The sequence below is a fragment of the Corynebacterium accolens genome (assembly GCF_023520795.1).
In the GTDB taxonomy this organism is placed as follows: domain Bacteria; phylum Actinomycetota; class Actinomycetes; order Mycobacteriales; family Mycobacteriaceae; genus Corynebacterium; species Corynebacterium accolens.
Genome location: NZ_CP046605.1, coordinates 2,028,876 through 2,043,185 on the forward strand (window position 1 = coordinate 2,028,876; position 14,310 = coordinate 2,043,185).

The 14,310-nt window shown below is 61.1% G+C and carries 15 protein-coding genes; 7 read left to right on the top strand and 8 right to left on the bottom strand.

Going from position 1 to position 14,310, the window contains the following annotated elements; translation table 11 throughout:
• Positions 1-120 precede the first annotated feature (120 nt).
• Both pstS and mshD read right to left on the bottom strand, forming a co-directional pair.
• Entirely contained in the window at positions 121-1,233 is a 1,113-nt protein-coding gene (pstS, locus tag CACC_RS09705) for a phosphate ABC transporter substrate-binding protein PstS (protein ID WP_005279620.1), read from the bottom strand.
• A 224-nt stretch (positions 1,234-1,457) separates the two neighbouring features.
• Positions 1,458-2,360, bottom strand: coding sequence for a mycothiol synthase (gene mshD, locus CACC_RS09710; protein WP_035108545.1), 903 nt, complete (start codon positions 2,358-2,360; stop codon positions 1,458-1,460).
• A gap of 33 nt (positions 2,361-2,393) precedes the next feature.
• On the opposite strand from mshD, the gene CACC_RS09715 reads away from it, so the two are divergent.
• The gene (locus CACC_RS09715; protein WP_035108544.1) at positions 2,394-3,218 is read left to right on the top strand and encodes an LmeA family phospholipid-binding protein; all 825 of its coding nucleotides are present in this window, start codon (positions 2,394-2,396) and stop codon (positions 3,216-3,218) included.
• Here CACC_RS09715 and CACC_RS09720 read toward each other — a convergent pair.
• Positions 3,215-4,240 carry a diacylglycerol/lipid kinase family protein gene (locus CACC_RS09720; protein ID WP_005279615.1) on the bottom strand — a complete coding sequence of 342 codons (1,026 nt, stop codon included), beginning with the start codon at positions 4,238-4,240 and terminating at the stop codon, positions 3,215-3,217. The genes CACC_RS09715 and CACC_RS09720 overlap by 4 nt on opposite strands.
• 65 nt (positions 4,241-4,305) lie before the next feature.
• Here CACC_RS09720 and CACC_RS09725 point away from each other — a divergent pair, with 65 nt between their 5' ends.
• A complete protein-coding gene (locus tag CACC_RS09725; RefSeq protein WP_005279614.1) occupies positions 4,306-5,001 on the top strand; it encodes a heme-binding beta-barrel domain-containing protein in 696 nt (231 codons plus the stop codon).
• 8 nt (positions 5,002-5,009) lie between these two features.
• On the opposite strand, the gene CACC_RS09730 is transcribed toward CACC_RS09725, so the two are convergent.
• The gene (locus tag CACC_RS09730) at positions 5,010-5,879 is read right to left on the bottom strand and encodes an aminodeoxychorismate lyase (RefSeq protein WP_035108542.1); all 870 of its coding nucleotides are present in this window, start codon (positions 5,877-5,879) and stop codon (positions 5,010-5,012) included.
• A gap of 30 nt (positions 5,880-5,909) precedes the next feature.
• On the opposite strand from CACC_RS09730, the gene ygfZ reads away from it, so the two are divergent.
• Positions 5,910-6,974: a CAF17-like 4Fe-4S cluster assembly/insertion protein YgfZ gene (ygfZ, locus tag CACC_RS09735; protein WP_035108541.1), complete on the top strand. Its 1,065-nt coding sequence runs from the start codon at positions 5,910-5,912 to the stop codon at positions 6,972-6,974.
• A gap of 141 nt (positions 6,975-7,115) precedes the next feature.
• Positions 7,116-7,313, top strand: coding sequence for a DUF3073 domain-containing protein (locus tag CACC_RS09740; protein WP_023023830.1), 198 nt, complete (start codon positions 7,116-7,118; stop codon positions 7,311-7,313).
• Positions 7,314-7,379: 66 nt separating this feature from the next.
• Here the strand turns inward: CACC_RS09740 and purM are convergent, their stop codons facing one another.
• The 3 genes from purM to CACC_RS09755 are packed head-to-tail and all read right to left on the bottom strand — an operon-like array spanning position 7,380 to position 10,369.
• Entirely contained in the window at positions 7,380-8,432 is a 1,053-nt protein-coding gene (purM, locus tag CACC_RS09745; RefSeq protein ID WP_005279610.1) for a phosphoribosylformylglycinamidine cyclo-ligase, read from the bottom strand.
• Positions 8,433-8,457: 25 nt separating this feature from the next.
• The gene (gene purF, locus CACC_RS09750; protein ID WP_005279609.1) at positions 8,458-9,954 is read right to left on the bottom strand and encodes an amidophosphoribosyltransferase; all 1,497 of its coding nucleotides are present in this window, start codon (positions 9,952-9,954) and stop codon (positions 8,458-8,460) included.
• Between the two features lie 10 nt (positions 9,955-9,964).
• Entirely contained in the window at positions 9,965-10,369 is a 405-nt protein-coding gene (locus CACC_RS09755) for a sterol carrier family protein (protein ID WP_005279608.1), read from the bottom strand.
• A 33-nt stretch (positions 10,370-10,402) separates the two neighbouring features.
• On the opposite strand from CACC_RS09755, the gene CACC_RS09760 reads away from it, so the two are divergent.
• The 3 genes from CACC_RS09760 to CACC_RS09770 all read left to right on the top strand — a co-directional run bounded on the left by CACC_RS09760 (position 10,403) and on the right by CACC_RS09770 (position 13,385).
• Positions 10,403-11,413: an acyl-CoA thioesterase gene (locus CACC_RS09760; protein WP_005279607.1), complete on the top strand. Its 1,011-nt coding sequence runs from the start codon at positions 10,403-10,405 to the stop codon at positions 11,411-11,413.
• 89 nt (positions 11,414-11,502) lie between these two features.
• Positions 11,503-12,741, top strand: coding sequence for an asparaginase (locus tag CACC_RS09765; protein WP_035108540.1), 1,239 nt, complete (start codon positions 11,503-11,505; stop codon positions 12,739-12,741).
• 38 nt (positions 12,742-12,779) lie between these two features.
• Complete coding sequence (locus tag CACC_RS09770; protein WP_005279603.1) at positions 12,780-13,385, top strand: Panacea domain-containing protein; 606 nt, start codon at positions 12,780-12,782, stop codon at positions 13,383-13,385.
• 202 nt (positions 13,386-13,587) lie between these two features.
• Here CACC_RS09770 and trhA read toward each other — a convergent pair whose 3' ends face one another.
• Positions 13,588-14,247, bottom strand: coding sequence for a PAQR family membrane homeostasis protein TrhA (gene trhA / locus CACC_RS09775; protein ID WP_244262164.1), 660 nt, complete (start codon positions 14,245-14,247; stop codon positions 13,588-13,590).
• Positions 14,248-14,310 lie beyond the last annotated feature (63 nt).

Consider the following 14,310-nt stretch of genomic DNA (forward strand, 5'->3'; position numbering starts at 1 on the left):
CCTTATTTAAAGTGGAACAAAGGGTCATGCGTTACATGCCTGCGCCCCCAAAGCGCGTCTCGAGGGCGGCAGTGGGGGCGGGCGGAGCGTTATTTCGCGAGGTAAAGCGCAGTTTACGCCTTACTGCAGTGCGTCAACGGCGCTCTTCAGGCGGTCAAGGTGGTCACCCTTAACTGGGATGAAGCCCTGCTCTGCCAACTGGTCATCCTGGTGGTCCAGAACGTCGTTGAAGAAGGTCTTGACCAGTTCAGCGGTCTCGTCATCGTAGCCAGCGGAGCAGACGATGTTGTAGGTGGTCAGGATGAGCGGGTATGCACCCTCTGCATCGGAAGCGAAGAGGGCCTTGGAGTCAACGACCATGTCGTTCTCGGAAGCGGTGTCCTTAAACTCCAGGTTCTCCAGCGCCTTGTTGACGGTATCGTCATTCAGCTCAACCGGGCCGTTGCCAAAGTCGATCTTGGCCTTCTTGACGCCGTCAGCTTCCTTCTGGTCAGCGAAGCCGGCCTCAACGTAGGTGATAGCACCCTCGATGTTTGCTACCTGGTCAGCAACGCCGGAGGAGCCGTTTGCTCCTTCACCAACGGAGTCAGGGAACTGCTTGCCTTCGCCGTCCCAGTTGCCGGTGGAGGCGTTCAGGAACTTCTGGAAGTTATCGGAGGTACCGGACTCGTCAGAGCGGAAGATAACGTGGATGTCGGTGTCCGGCAGGTCTGCGCCCTCGTTATCAGCGGCGATGGCCTCGTCATTCCACTTCTTGATCTCGCCCTTGAAGATCTTGGCAATGGTATCGGTGGAGAGGTTGATCTCCTGGTCGCCCAGGTTATAAGCGATGGCAACTGGGCCGATGGTGGAAGGCAGGTGCCATGCGTCGTTACCATCGCAACGCTCCTTGGCAGCCTCAATCTGGCCGTCGTCTTCCTTCAGCGGGGAGTCAGAACCAGCGAAGTCTGCCTGGCCGTTCAGGAATGCCTCAACACCCTTACCGGAGCCGGAAGCGGTGTAGGACAGGTTTGCGTCTGGGTTGTCCTCTGCGAAGACGGTGCCGAAGTAGGACATTGCGTTCTGCTGGGAGGATGCGCCCTCACCAACAAGCTCGCCAGCGACGCCGCTGCCCTCGGAGGATCCCGAGGAGTCAGAGGAAGAGGAGGTGTCCTCAGAGCACGCTACGAGAGCGGTAGAGGTAGCGGCCACGAGGCCGAAGATAGCGGCAGAGCGCTTGAAGTTGCGAATCACGGGAAAACCCTTTCCGGTGCAGATCAGAGATTGATTGTCCGAGGAAACCGCATCCCCGTTAAAGGGGAACCTACATCCCACGTCCGCTTTTCGGCAGCGGGGTGCAGGTGCGCAGGCGCGGCTTTCTCACAATCAGTAAAGCTAACCGGAGGAATTAACCAGCAGGGTGACGTGAGGTAAACACTTAATGAACATACCAAGAAGTTGACATGACTTTAATCTCACTAGCCCCAGACAACGTGCTCTTCATCAACGGAAAAGCCCAGCCGCTTGTAGGCCTTCAGCGCCGGCTCATTATCCGCTTCCACGTACAAAATAACCCGTTGAGCTCCCTTTTTTACCATGCGGCGCAGGCCAATTTGTAGCAATGGTCCGCCCAATTTTTGGCCGCGGTACGCCTCTGCAAGGCCCACCACGTAGACCTCACCAAAGCCGGGATCTTCTTCCTCGTGCCACTTGGTCCAGTGGAAGCCAGCCAGCGTCGGGTGCCCCTGCTCTTTTTCGTCCCAGAAGAACAAGACATCCTTAGGATCGAACCATTCGGCCTCCATGCCGCGGTGCAGGCGCTCTAAATCCCAGCCGCCTTGTTCTGGGTGCCAATTAAAGGCCTCGTTATTTACGCGCAGCCACTCGTTTTCCACGGTGTCCTTGCCCCACTTGTCCACTGCTTCGGCGTAATTCGCGGCCTGCAGCGGAAGCTCGCCTACTTGGGCTGCGCTATCCAGATCGCTGCCCTCGATGCCCATGACCACGAGGGTGCGGGTGACCTTCAGGTCGCGGGAATTAGCCAAGGCCTGAGCGGGCTTGCCGTTGCCATGCGCCCAAGTCTCGAGGTTGGTGGTGGCGTTAGCGGTGGCATCGTAAAGCGCGGTGCCATAGCCCTTGCCACGATAGTCTGGGGCGATAAAAAGCTCCGCGGTGGAATTTTCGCGGCTGGATACGCCGATGGGCTCGCCATCCAGCCAGGCCACCAAGTGCTTGTGGTGCAGGCGCTCATCGCGCAGGCCGTTGAGGAATTGCTCCGACAGCGGGGCGATGCCGTCGGCCTTTTCTGCGTGCGCTGCTAGTTCTTCCAGGGTGCCCGCCAGCTCTGGGGAAGCGGGGAGGTTTTCTTCGGTGATATTCATGGTGCCCATAATACGTAGGCTAAATTTGAAGGCGTGAGTGTAGTCAAAGTCGACCGGCGCATTGTGCACGTCCTCATCGTGGTGGGCGTGATCATTGCCGCATGGGTGGCCGATGCCTGCGTGGCCATGCATTCTGAACACAAGATTGCCCAGGAGGTTAAGGAGAACTCCAGGCTGGAAAACTCGCCCCAGGTGTATATCGGCGGCACCCCGTACCTATGGGCGGCAGGCTCCAAAGAAATTCCTTATCTGCAGGTCAAGGCGCTCGATGTGGAGGTTCCCAAGCTGGGCATGGTCAATGCCTCGACCGTGCTGCGTGATATTACCGTCACCCCTGAGCAGGTAGTAAGCGGCGATATTGAAGGCGCGCCCGTATCCACATATTCGCGCGGAATTTCCCTAGACGGCGTGGCATTGGGCCGCCTTTTGGGCATTACCGATCTCTCCATTGCAAACCCGGATGATATTTCTCCCTCTGGCGGCGTTTCTGCCGAGGCTGAGCTTACCGGCACCCTGCCCGGCGATAAGGAAAAATCCACCGCTATGGTCACACTGCGCCTGGTGGGCCCGGAGTTCCGCATGGAGGTCTACGGCACCGATGATCCGCGCCTCAAGGAGGCGTTTTCCCTCAACTTCGATACGCGCGAGCTCCCACTGCCGGCGCAGGCCACCATGGTGAGGCTGCAGGGCGGCACCATTTACTTTGAGGTCCAGCGCCGCAATATCAAGGTCCAGATGGCCCAGCTATCCCCGCTGGAAATCGAAGGTTCGGAGCAACGGGCCGTGGAAGAGGCCGAAAAGAAGGCGGCCGATACCGCCAATAAGGTAGGCCCCGCACCACAAGAGGGCGAATCCTAGCGGAGGCGAATAAAGTCCCGCAGCACTTCCTGCACGGAGCGCTGGGCCACCTGCCGCCTGTCTTGCGGGGCGTAGACCTCGATGGCATCGGCCACAGAGGTCAGCGTCACGTGGCGGAAGGTCCCCTCGGATTCGCCATCGGCTTGGAAGCGCTGCGGGGTGTGGCAATCGAGCTCGACGCGCTTGGCATCATCAAAGCCCAGGGTCTTTTCCTTCACCAGGCGTTTGAGCCAGCCGTGTTTATCGGCGCCAAAGAGGTGCAGCAGGCCGATGACCCCACGCACGCCGCTGAGCTTTTCCAGGCCGAAAAGGGCCAGGCCCTCATCGAAGGAATTGCGCGGGTTGGTCACCACCGGCAAGGGCCCCAAGAAGGTCCAGGGGTTGGTATTAGAGGTAAATAGGAGCGGGAAGTCCTTTTTATGGAGCGTCTGCCCCAAGCGGGATTCCGCGTGCACCGTAATCTGCGGCGGGTTGCGGCGCGCGCGCAGCCAGGCCCGAATGGCCACGTTCAAGTAGCGCAGCGGCGTGGCGGAAAAGCCTTGTTCGCGGGCGCGGTCCACGCGCGCGAGGACGTCCGCATCCATGCCAAAGCCGGCGTTGACGGCAAACCAGCGTTCGTTCCAGGTACCCAGGTAAATGGTGCGGCGCAGATCGCGCTCGAGCATGCGGGCCAAGACGTGGGTAGCCTCGACCGGCGTATTGGGGAAGCCAAGGGCACGGACGAAGACGTTCGCGGATCCGGTGGGAATGACGGCGAGCGCCGGGACCTCGTGCGGGCTGGGGAGATCTCCACCGGCCGGCCCCAGCAGGCCGTTGACGATCTCATTGACGGTGCCATCGCCGCCCACGGCAATGATGACATCATAATCATCCCTGGTCAGCCCCCGGACGATGTCTTCTGCATGCCCTGGGTAATGGGTGAATTTCACCAATAGCTGCATGCCTTCTACTGCCCGCAGGGCGGGCACGATTTGGCGAAAGAGCCCGTTGGATTGCGAGGTCGAATTGGGATTGGAAATCATCAGCGCATGCACAACGGACCAGTCTAGTAGTTAAAGCGGCCCCGGCACGACTAGGCTGGACGCCCATGAGCGAAAATACCGAGAACACCAATACCCCGAACGTCGAGACCGCCGCCGCGTCCCACCCGGAAAACACCTCCGGCGCGCTCAATGGCAATGACGCGGTCAACCAGGCCGCCGAGCAATGGAAGGATGCGGCCAGCCACAATATCCCCGCCATCGAGCTTGGCGATGCCCCCGTTCCCGCCGATACCGCCAACCTGCGCCAAGGCCCGTCGCTACACGACGGCCTGCTGGGGCTCCTCCCCCTCGTCGGCGTCTGGCAGGGCGAGGGCCAGGCCCACGACACCGATGGCAGCGAATACACCTTTGGCCAGCAGCTGGTCGTCGCCCACGACGGCGAGAATTACCTGACCTTTAGCTCGCGCACCTGGAAGATCGATACCGAGGGCAAGCCGCAGGGCCCGTCTACCCGCGAGACCGGTTTCTGGCGCATCTCCGCCAAGGATGAAATCGAGGTCACCTACACCTCTTCTACCGGCATCGTGGAAATCTTCTACGGCGAGCCCTTCAACGAGCGCGCTTGGCAGCTCGAATCCGCCTCCACCATGGTCACCGAGACCGGCCCGAAGAACCTGGGCCCCGGCAAGCGCATGTACGGCCTCATGCCCAATAACAACCTGGGCTGGGTAGATGAGCGCATGGTCGATGGCGAGATGCGACCCTACATGTCCGCCGAGCTCACCCGCATCGCGGGCTAAGCAGCTGGCTAGGCCCCTAGCGCGGCATCGATAAGCCCCCGGATTTCTTCCTCGTTATCCGGGGCTTTTAACGTTTTCTCATTCAGCTTGGTCACCCGCACCGCCACGCGCACGGAAGAGACCAGCCACACCGAGTCGGACTTTTCCAAGTACTCCACCGTCAGCGGCTTGGCCTTGCAGCGGTAGCCGCGGTCTTGGGCATAGTCAAAGAGCGCTGCCTGCGTGGTGCCGGGCAAAATGCCGCGGCCGGCGGCAGTGCGCAGCTTCCTTCCCCGCACCGCCACCACGGTAGAGGTAGCGCCCTCTAAGATTTCGCCGGTATCCGGATCCGTCAGGATGAGATCGTCGTAACCCTTGTCCTTGGCCATGCGCAGCATCGCCATCGTCGCGGCGTAGTTGAGCGTCTTGGCCGGTAGCTCTTCGGCCACGTGCCACAGGCGCGGGCTCGTCAGGACGGTAACGCCGGTGGTGCGTTGGCGAAGAGGGGCATCGCCAAGCGGCTGCACCGTCACCCACGCGGTAGGCACGCCGGTTGAGGCGCGGCCGCGGGTATAGGTCCAGGTGCATTTGGCATCGGGATGCTCAGCATCGGTACCGCAATAATCCGCGATCGCCAGCCGGGTCGCCTCCTCCCACTTGTGCATCGGCGGTTCCGGCAAATCGAGCGCCCGCGCCGAATCGCGAAAGCGCTGGGCGTGGCGGGCGAGGTTGGCCGCCTTGCCGCCGCGGACCAGAAGCGATTCAAAGATGCCATCGCCGCGGGTCACGGCGGCATCATCGGCATAAACCAGCGGCAGGGAGGGCGAATGCTTGCGCACCGACCCACCAAAGGGTTCCACGACGTAGATGACCGGCTCTTTTCGCGGGGAGGGTTTCATAGACTCGATTATGCCCTACCATCGGTAGATGTGAGTTATTCTTCGCCACTTCTTCAACGCGCCGGTGCCGCCGAGCACCAGGACGCGACTGTACTCGATGCCCAAGGTGTGGCCTGGCACTATGGCAATCCCCTCGGGGAACAGCGTGCGGCCGAGACTGGGACCATCGCCATCGACCGCTCGCAGCGCCGCGTGCTGCGCGTCAGCGGTGCGGATGCGCCGGGTTTTCTTAATAACCTGCTCACGCAGAAGCTTGACGATGCCCCCTCCGGCTTCTCCGCCGGCGCCCTCGACCTAGATATCCAGGGCCACATTTTGCACCACATGGATATCACCCGCGAGAGTGAGGACTTCTACCTCGATCTGCCCGCCGCGCAGTTCGAGTCCGCCCAGGACTTTTTGACCAAGATGGTCTTCTGGTCCGAGGTCACGGTCGAGGAAGCCGATATCGCCATCGTGACATTGCTGGGTGAGGCCGATATTCCTACCCCACCCACCGTGGTCTTTTCCCGCGAGGTGCAATGGCCGGGAATCAAGCGCGTTGACCTAGCCGTTCCGCGCGAAAAGTTGGTGGAATCCATGGCCGCCCTAGAGGCAGAGGGCGCGCGGCTGGCCGGACTCATGGCCTTTACTGCCGAGCGCGTGCGCGCCCGCGAGCCGGAACTTGCCGCCGACTTGGATAAGAAATCCATCCCGCACGAGGTTCCGCAGTGGATTAGCCGCAGCGACGCCGACCCCGCCCATGTACACCTAAATAAGGGCTGCTACCGCGGCCAAGAAACCGTGGCGCGCGTGGAAAACCTGGGCCGCTCTCCCCGCCTCTTGGTGCTCCTCCACCTCGACGGATCCGCGCCGGAACGGCCGAATGTGGGCGATGACATTTCATTTAATGGACGTAAGGTAGGTCGCATCGGCACCATCGTGGATGACTGCGATTTCGGCCCCATCGCCTTAGGTCTAGTCAAGCGTTCTGCGCTAGATGCAGGCACATTGGATATCGGCGATACCGCGGCGTCGATCGATCAGTCCTCCATCCCCGAAGATGAGGGCCCAAAGGCCGGGCGCGAGGCGGTAAACCGGCTGCGCGGGCGGTAGATTTTCCACTCATCGGGGGGCCGGTGCGGAATTTTTTCGTCACACGCGCTATTGTGTCTTACAGGAAGATACACAATTGACAAGCCGATGGGGCGCCCAAGAATCCCTGGAGCGCCCTACTAGCCCAAGGGGGTCATGCACATGGGACGCGGACGCGCTAAGGCAAAGCAGACCAAAGTTGCACGCCAGCTCAAGTACAACTCACCCGAGATGGATATCGAGTCCCTTCAGCGGGAACTCGCTGCTCAGCAGGAGGGTGACTCCCACGACTACGAAGAGGATGATCCCTACGCCGAGTATGTCGACGAATGGGATGAGGACAACGACGACGAGCGCTAATCTTCCGCTCGCCGGCTAAATCCGAAAAAGGCCTTAGGTTATTGACCTAAGGCCTTCCTCTTGTACCTAGAAGTTTGAGTGCTCGCCGTGCATGATAACGCGCGGTTCTTCGCCGTCCGCCTCGCGGACGCTGCCTAGCTCCCACGCGTCGATGTGGCGGGCGGTAAGCATGGCCAGCGCGCGGTCGCGGTCCTCCGGGTTGACGACGGCAATCATGCCCACGCCCATGTTGAAGGTCTTTTCCATCTCCGCCAGCTCGACCTTGCCCATGGAAGAAATGAGCTTAAAGATTTGGCCCGGATTCCACGTGGAGCGGTTAACCTCAGCGCTCAATCCCTCTGGGATGACGCGCTCCAGGTTGCCGGCCAACCCGCCGCCGGTGACGTGGCAGAAGGTGGATACGGAGCATTCCTGCGCCAGCGCCAAGCATTCCTTGGCGTAGATGCGGGTGGGTTCCAAGAGCTCCTCGCCTAGCGGGCGGCCGAGCTCTTCCACATAACCATCTAGCGGCATGCCTGCCTGCTCCAGCAGGACGTGGCGCGCGAGCGAGTAGCCATTGGAGTGCAGTCCGGACGAGCCCATGGCGATGAGCACATCGCCCTCGCGCACGTTGTCTGGGCCCAACACGCCATCGGCCTCGACCACGCCGACGGCGGTGGCGGAGACATCGTATTCGTTCTCCCCCATCATGCCTGGGTGTTCCGCGGTCTCGCCGCCGAGCAGCGCAGCGCCTGCCTGCACGCAGCCCTCGGCAATGCCCTTGACTACCTCGACCACCTTTTCCGGCACGACCTTGCCCACGGCGATGTAGTCCTGCAGGAATAGCGGCTCGGCGCCGCAGACGACTAAGTCATCGACGCACATGGCCACCAGATCGATGCCGATGGTGTCGTGCTTATCCATGGCCTGCGCAACGGCGAGCTTTGTGCCCACGCCATCGGAGCCGGCGGCGAGGATGGGTTCCTTGTAGTCGCCCAGTTTGAATAGCCCCGCAAAGCCGCCGAGGCCGCCCATGACCTCTGGGCGGGTGGCACGCTTGGCGTGTGGGGCAAACAGGCTAACCGCGCGGTCGCCCTCTTCGATATTGACGCCGGCTGCGGCGTAGGTGTTGTCACTCATGTTTTTGAAAGTTCCTTAAGTGTTTTTATCGGGTTCCGAGCAGGGTGCGCACGGCATCGGCATTGGGGTTTCCGGCGGGAAGGCCAAGGGGGTATTCGCCGGAGAAGCAGGCGGTGCACAGCTCGGAACGGGGCTGCTCGGTGGCGGCAACCATTTCATCGATGGAGACAAAGCCCAAGGAGTCAGCGCCGATGGTCTCACAGATGGTAGAGCAAATCTCGTCCGGATCATCGGACGGGCTGGCGTTGGCAATGAGCTCGCCGGGCGAGGCAAAGTCGATGCCATAAAAACACGGCCACTTTACCGGCGGGGAGGCGATGCGCACGTGGACCTCGGCGGCGCCGGCCTCGCGCAGCATGCGGATGAGCGCGTGCTGGGTATTGCCGCGCACGATGGAATCATCCACCACGACGAGCTTTTTGCCGTCGATGACCTCGCGCAGTGGGTTGAGCTTTAACCGGATGCCCAGCTGACGCAGCGTCTGCGTGGGCTGAATAAAAGTGCGGCCCACGTACGCATTTTTTACCAAACCGTGGGCGAAGGTGAGGCCGGATTCGCGGGCGTAGCCCACCGCGGCTGGGTTGCCGGATTCCGGCACGGGGATGACCAGGTCTGCATCCTCAACCGGGTATTCGCGGGCCAGGCGGCGGCCGATCTCCACGCGGGAGGCGTTGACGGAGCGGCCCTTGATATCGCTATCCGGGCGGGCCAAGTACACGTACTCGAAAACGCAGCCGCTGCGCTTGGCGGGCGCGAAGTTTTCAGAGCGGATGCCGGCCTCATCGATGGCGACGAGCTCGCCCGGCTCGATCTCGCGAATAAATTGCGCGCCGCAGATATCCAGCGCGCAGCTTTCGGAAGCAACGACCCAGCCCTTGGCCAGCCGGCCCAGCACCAGCGGGCGCACGCCCTGCGGGTCGCGCGCGGCGTACATGGTGTGGCCATCGGTAAAGGTCAAGCAGAATGCGCCCTTGACCCGCGGCAGGAGCTCGCGGGCGGAGTCGAAGACGGAGGTGGTCTCATCGACGCCATCGGCAAGCAGCATGGACAAGCACATCGAGTCAGAAACCGATTCCTCGTGCGGCTTAATCAGGCCGCGCTCGACGGCCTCAGCGCGCAGCTCGAGGTAATTGACCAGGTTGCCATTGTGGCCCAAGGCAATGTCCACGCCCGTCGAAGAGGTGGAAAACATTGGCTGCACATTGGACCATTCCTTGCCGCCGGCCGTGGAATAGCGCGTGTGGCCCACCGCCACGTTGCCGGTCAAGGCAGAAAGGGTCGATTCATCGAAAATATTGGCCACCAGGCCCATGTCTTTGAAGACGACGATGCGGTCATCATCGCCCACCGCAATGCCGGCGGCTTCTTGGCCGCGGTGCTGGAGAGCAAAAAGGCCAAAGTAGGTAAGTTTGGAGACTTCCTCCCCGGGAGCCCAGACGCCAAAGACGCCACACTCTTCGCGGGGTTCCTCCTCGTTATGATCGTCAAGGTCAGTGATACTAGGAGTATGTACTTCTACCACGGCGTTTATATTAGCGCGTTGGGCCGTCGAAAACTAACGGAATGATGGGAAGCCACTGTGCAATCTCCCCTGAACGCGACCCGGAAGCATCGACGCGACCTGTGTTTTTGACCTCGTCCCAGTCCGTGACACCGGTGGCCAAACGCAGCCAGTTCTCCGCATCCATTTCCACCACATTGGGTGGGGTGCCGCGCGTGTGGCGGGGGCCTTCAATGCACTGCACCGCAACAAATGGGGGTACGCGCAGCTCCACCGAGTGCCCCGGCGCGTCGGCCTCGAGGGTGCGGGCGGTGCGGCGGACGGCATCGGCAAGCAGGGCCCTGCCTGGCTTTTGTTGCCCGTCCGGGTCCTGAATCCAATCCTTGATGGCGATTATGGCCGCGCGCGTGGCGGCGGGATCTACGGGTTTAGGCATAGCCACAGCATAGCTACTGTTATCTTATTGTTTATGTCACCTACTGACGCTGCTGCGGAAACCCAGAAGTCCCCTACCCTGACGCTGCGCTTTATGGCATCGCCAACCGATGTCACCATGGCCGGCGCCCCCGGCATCAATGGCGGGCGCGTGCTGGAATGGATCGATAAGGCCGCCTACGCCTGCGCCGTGCAGTGGTCCGGGCAGTACTGCGTGACCGCCTATGTGGGCCATATCCACTTCACCCGGCCCATTCCCTCCGGGCACATCGTGGAGGTGCGCTCGCGCATCGCGATGACCGGCCGGTCTTCCATGCACATCATCAACGAGGTGCTGTCTGCCGATCCCCGCGAGGGAATTTTCACCCGCGCCTGCGATTGCCTGGTCATCTTCGTGGCCAAGGATCCCGAAAGCGATAAGACCACCCCGGTTCCCACCTTCGTGCCGGATACCGATGAGCACCTGCGCGTGGCCGAGGCCGCGAAATCCCGCATCGAGCTGCGCAAGGCCATCGAGCTGGAGATGGACAAGCAAACCTACGATGGGCCTTCCGATGCCCCACGGATGGTCAACCGCTTTTTGGCCAAGCCCACCGACGTCAACTGGGGCGGCAAGGTGCACGGCGGCACCGCGATGCAGTGGATCGATGAGGCCGGCACCGCCTGCACCATGGAGTGGTCCGGTGAGCGCACCGTGGCCGTCTATGCCGGCGGCATCCGCTTTTATAAGCCCATTTCCATCGGGGATCTCATTGAGGTCGATGCCCGCATGATGCGCACCGACCGCCGTTCGATGCAGATGTCAGTGCACGTGCGCGCCGGCGATCCCCGCGGCGGCCGCGACAATTTAAAGACCGCCATCCACGCCACCGTGGCCTATATTGGCATGGACCGCGATGGGCAGCCGATGACCGCGCGCACCTTCACCCCGCGGACGGAGGAAGACATCCGCTTGGCCGAACACGCCAATATCTTGCGCGAACTGCGCGGCGAGTACACCCCTAAGCCGCTCATTGTGGCGCCGCACCACCAACACGTGGATTAAATTTCCAACACATTTTCGATTGCGCGGCGCTTATACCCTAGCGTGGTATTAAATAGGTAACAGAAACCACGCTAGAGAAATGAGTTGATATGTCTAACCCACGCCTGCGCCGCAGGGTACAGTACTCCGCCGCATTAGTTGCCTCCGCGCTGCTGCTGGCCTCCTGCCAGAACCCGGCTAACCAGACCGACAAGGACGATGCCTCCGCCACGCAGACGACCAGCTCGTCTGCGTCCACCACGGAAGAAACCTCGGAGTCATCCACGACCGCGTCGAGCTCCAGCTCCGCGACCAGCTCCAGTAGCGCCAGCAGCTCCGCTACGAGTTCGAGCTCCAGCAGCGCCACCTCCTCCAAGGCCGCTGGCGCAGCGGCCAAGGAGCGCTCCTCCATTGAAGGCCACGTCGTGGTTCTTTCCACCGGCGGCACCATCGCCAGCACCCATGATGACAAGGGCGCGGTGGTTCCCACCGTCACCGGCTCTGACCTGGTAGAGCCACTGTATGACGAATTCGATAAAGACAAGCTGGACCTCGAGGTCAAGGACATTGCGAACCTGGATTCCTCCGCGATGACCTTGGCCGATACCGATAAGATCGTCACCGCCGTCCACGAACAGCTGCAGCGCGATGACGTCGATGGTGTCATCGTCACCCACGGCACGGACTCCATGGAAGAAACCGCCATTGCGCTCGACACCTTCCACGACAGCGACAAGCCAGTTGCACTCACCGGCGCGATGCGCCCCTTCGATGATTCCAACCCGGATGGGCCAGAAAACCTCGCCACCGCAGTAGAGACCGTCACCAACCCGGACTATGCCGGCCACGGCACATTCATCGCCTTTGGCAGCAAGGTTATCCCAGCTCGCGGTGCGTTTAAATCGGACACGGAAAAGGCCGACGGCTTTGCCACCAATAGCAAGGAGAAGTTCCCGGAGCGCCCCGACCCCCTCGACCTCTCGCCGCTGCGCGATGTCCGCGTGGACATCATCGCCGCCTACCCCGGCGCCCCTGCCGATCTGATTGAGCAGTCCCTGGCCAAGGGCGCACAGGCCATTGTGATTGAAGGCATGGGTTCCGGCAACATCGGCCCGGATCTGGCCAACGCCGCCATGGAAGCCGCCAAGACCGTCCCAGTCGTGCTTTCCACCCGCGTGGATCACGGCCCCGTCGCCGGCATCTACGGCGGTGCCGGTGGCGGCGCCACGCTTGCCGATGCCGGCGTTATCACCTCCGGCGATCTCCGCGCGCCCCAATCCCGCATGCTGCTGGCCGCCGCCGTGGCCACCGGAACCGATGCACAGAAGCTCTTCCCTGCTAACGAATGAGGCCGTATAATTTGTCGCAGCATTGAAAGGAGGAGAGCATGGCTAGCATTGTAGATGCGGGACAATACATCACTGAACGTATTCCCAATGTAGATAAGCTTAAGCTGTACAAGCTGTGCTACTTTTCCCAAGGCTGGCATTTCGCGTGGACAGGGCGGCCAATGTTTTGCGAAGAGTTTCAGGCTTGGCGGCATGGCCCCGTCTCCCGTGAGCTACACGCTCGGACATGGCAGGTAGCGGGCTCCCACCGTCCTTGGCCGATTCCTTGCGTGCCTGGGGGCCTTACCGAAAATCTAAGTGCATACGAGCGCGAAGTAGTAGATAGCATTATTGCTTTCTACGGTGGCGTTGACTTCACCAAGCTGTCTGATTTGAGTCATGGACTTGCCTGGAACAAGGCCCGTCGTGGCATTGCGAAAGATCAAAAATCGAACGAGGTTCTCCAAGCTACGGCAATACTTCAAGAGTTTTCCCAAGCATTAGACTCGCGCAAGCCCACTCCTCAATCTCCCCTTCAATCACCAGAAATTCTCTTACCCAATGTCGAACTCGACGGGGACGTGGAGCAGATTTTAGCTTCACCACAAGCCAAGCAAGTCGAACACGACTGGTGGGAAACTTTCCGGATTTTGGCAAACCGCTAAACAGGAATGCCATCTAATAAAGAAGCACCAACGGACGAGGAAAAGGTCGCCACTTTCCTCGTCCGTGTGGCATGCAAGGTGAACAAACAATGCGGAAGGGCCCGACCCCCAGAAAGTGGACGGTACCGGCATAGTCTTGCTTAAACAAGAGATTCGTAAACGCGATCACTCAGGCGCTTCAGATTACGATGAAGAACGTGGTCTAGCTAGCCCCTACGACAACCTGCCACACCGCCACGAGGTGCACTACCGCCGCCGCGATGGTCGCGGTGTGGAAGTGCTCGTGATAGCCGTAATAACGCGCGTTGCGCCCGGGCCACTTAAAGCCATAGACCAGCGCACCCACGGAGTAGACAACGCCGCCGGCTAACAGTAGCCAGACCACCGCCGGACCGGCCTGGCTCCACAGCGTGGGCAACAGCGGTAGCACCAACCAGCCCAGCGCCAAATAGACCACAACGTCCAACCATCTAGGGTGCTCAATCCACACGAGGCTCAATATCACGCCCAAAATCGCGCCCGCCCACGCAGTGGCTAGCATCCAGGCAGCCTGCCCTGGGGATAACGCAATCAAACACAACGGCGTGTAAGTCGCGGCAATAAACACTGCAATCGTCGCATGATCCGCCCGGCGCCACCACTGCACCACCCGCGGACTAGCCCACGGGTAGCGGTGATACAGCGCGGACACACCAAAAAGACCCACCAAGCCCAAACCGTAGACCGTCACTCCCAGTCCCTGCCACCACTGCAGCGTCATCCACGCATACGTAATAAGCACGGTGGAGGCAATGACAGAGAGCAACGCCGCCAGCGCATGACCCCAGCCACGGGTCAGCGGCCGCTCGCCGCGGTCCGCCATCCAATAGGTGCGCTGCACCAAGCCTTCCCTCAAGGAATACTTCCCCGCTTCTTGATTGCCTTC

Coding starts and splice junctions, on each gene's coding strand:
- CACC_RS09725 (WP_005279614.1), top strand. CDS start 4,306: ATGAGCGAAAATACCGAGAACACCAATACCCCGAACGTCGAGACCGCC.
- mshD (WP_035108545.1), bottom strand. CDS start 2,360: ATGAATATCACCGAAGAAAACCTCCCCGCTTCCCCAGAGCTGGCGGGC.
- CACC_RS09740 (WP_023023830.1), top strand. CDS start 7,116: ATGGGACGCGGACGCGCTAAGGCAAAGCAGACCAAAGTTGCACGCCAG.
- CACC_RS09755 (WP_005279608.1), bottom strand. CDS start 10,369: ATGCCTAAACCCGTAGATCCCGCCGCCACGCGCGCGGCCATAATCGCC.
- purM (WP_005279610.1), bottom strand. CDS start 8,432: ATGAGTGACAACACCTACGCCGCAGCCGGCGTCAATATCGAAGAGGGC.
- CACC_RS09730 (WP_035108542.1), bottom strand. CDS start 5,879: ATGAAACCCTCCCCGCGAAAAGAGCCGGTCATCTACGTCGTGGAACCC.
- CACC_RS09770 (WP_005279603.1), top strand. CDS start 12,780: ATGGCTAGCATTGTAGATGCGGGACAATACATCACTGAACGTATTCCC.
- CACC_RS09720 (WP_005279615.1), bottom strand. CDS start 4,240: ATGATTTCCAATCCCAATTCGACCTCGCAATCCAACGGGCTCTTTCGC.
- trhA (WP_244262164.1), bottom strand. CDS start 14,247: ATGGCGGACCGCGGCGAGCGGCCGCTGACCCGTGGCTGGGGTCATGCG.
- CACC_RS09760 (WP_005279607.1), top strand. CDS start 10,403: ATGTCACCTACTGACGCTGCTGCGGAAACCCAGAAGTCCCCTACCCTG.
- CACC_RS09765 (WP_035108540.1), top strand. CDS start 11,503: ATGTCTAACCCACGCCTGCGCCGCAGGGTACAGTACTCCGCCGCATTA.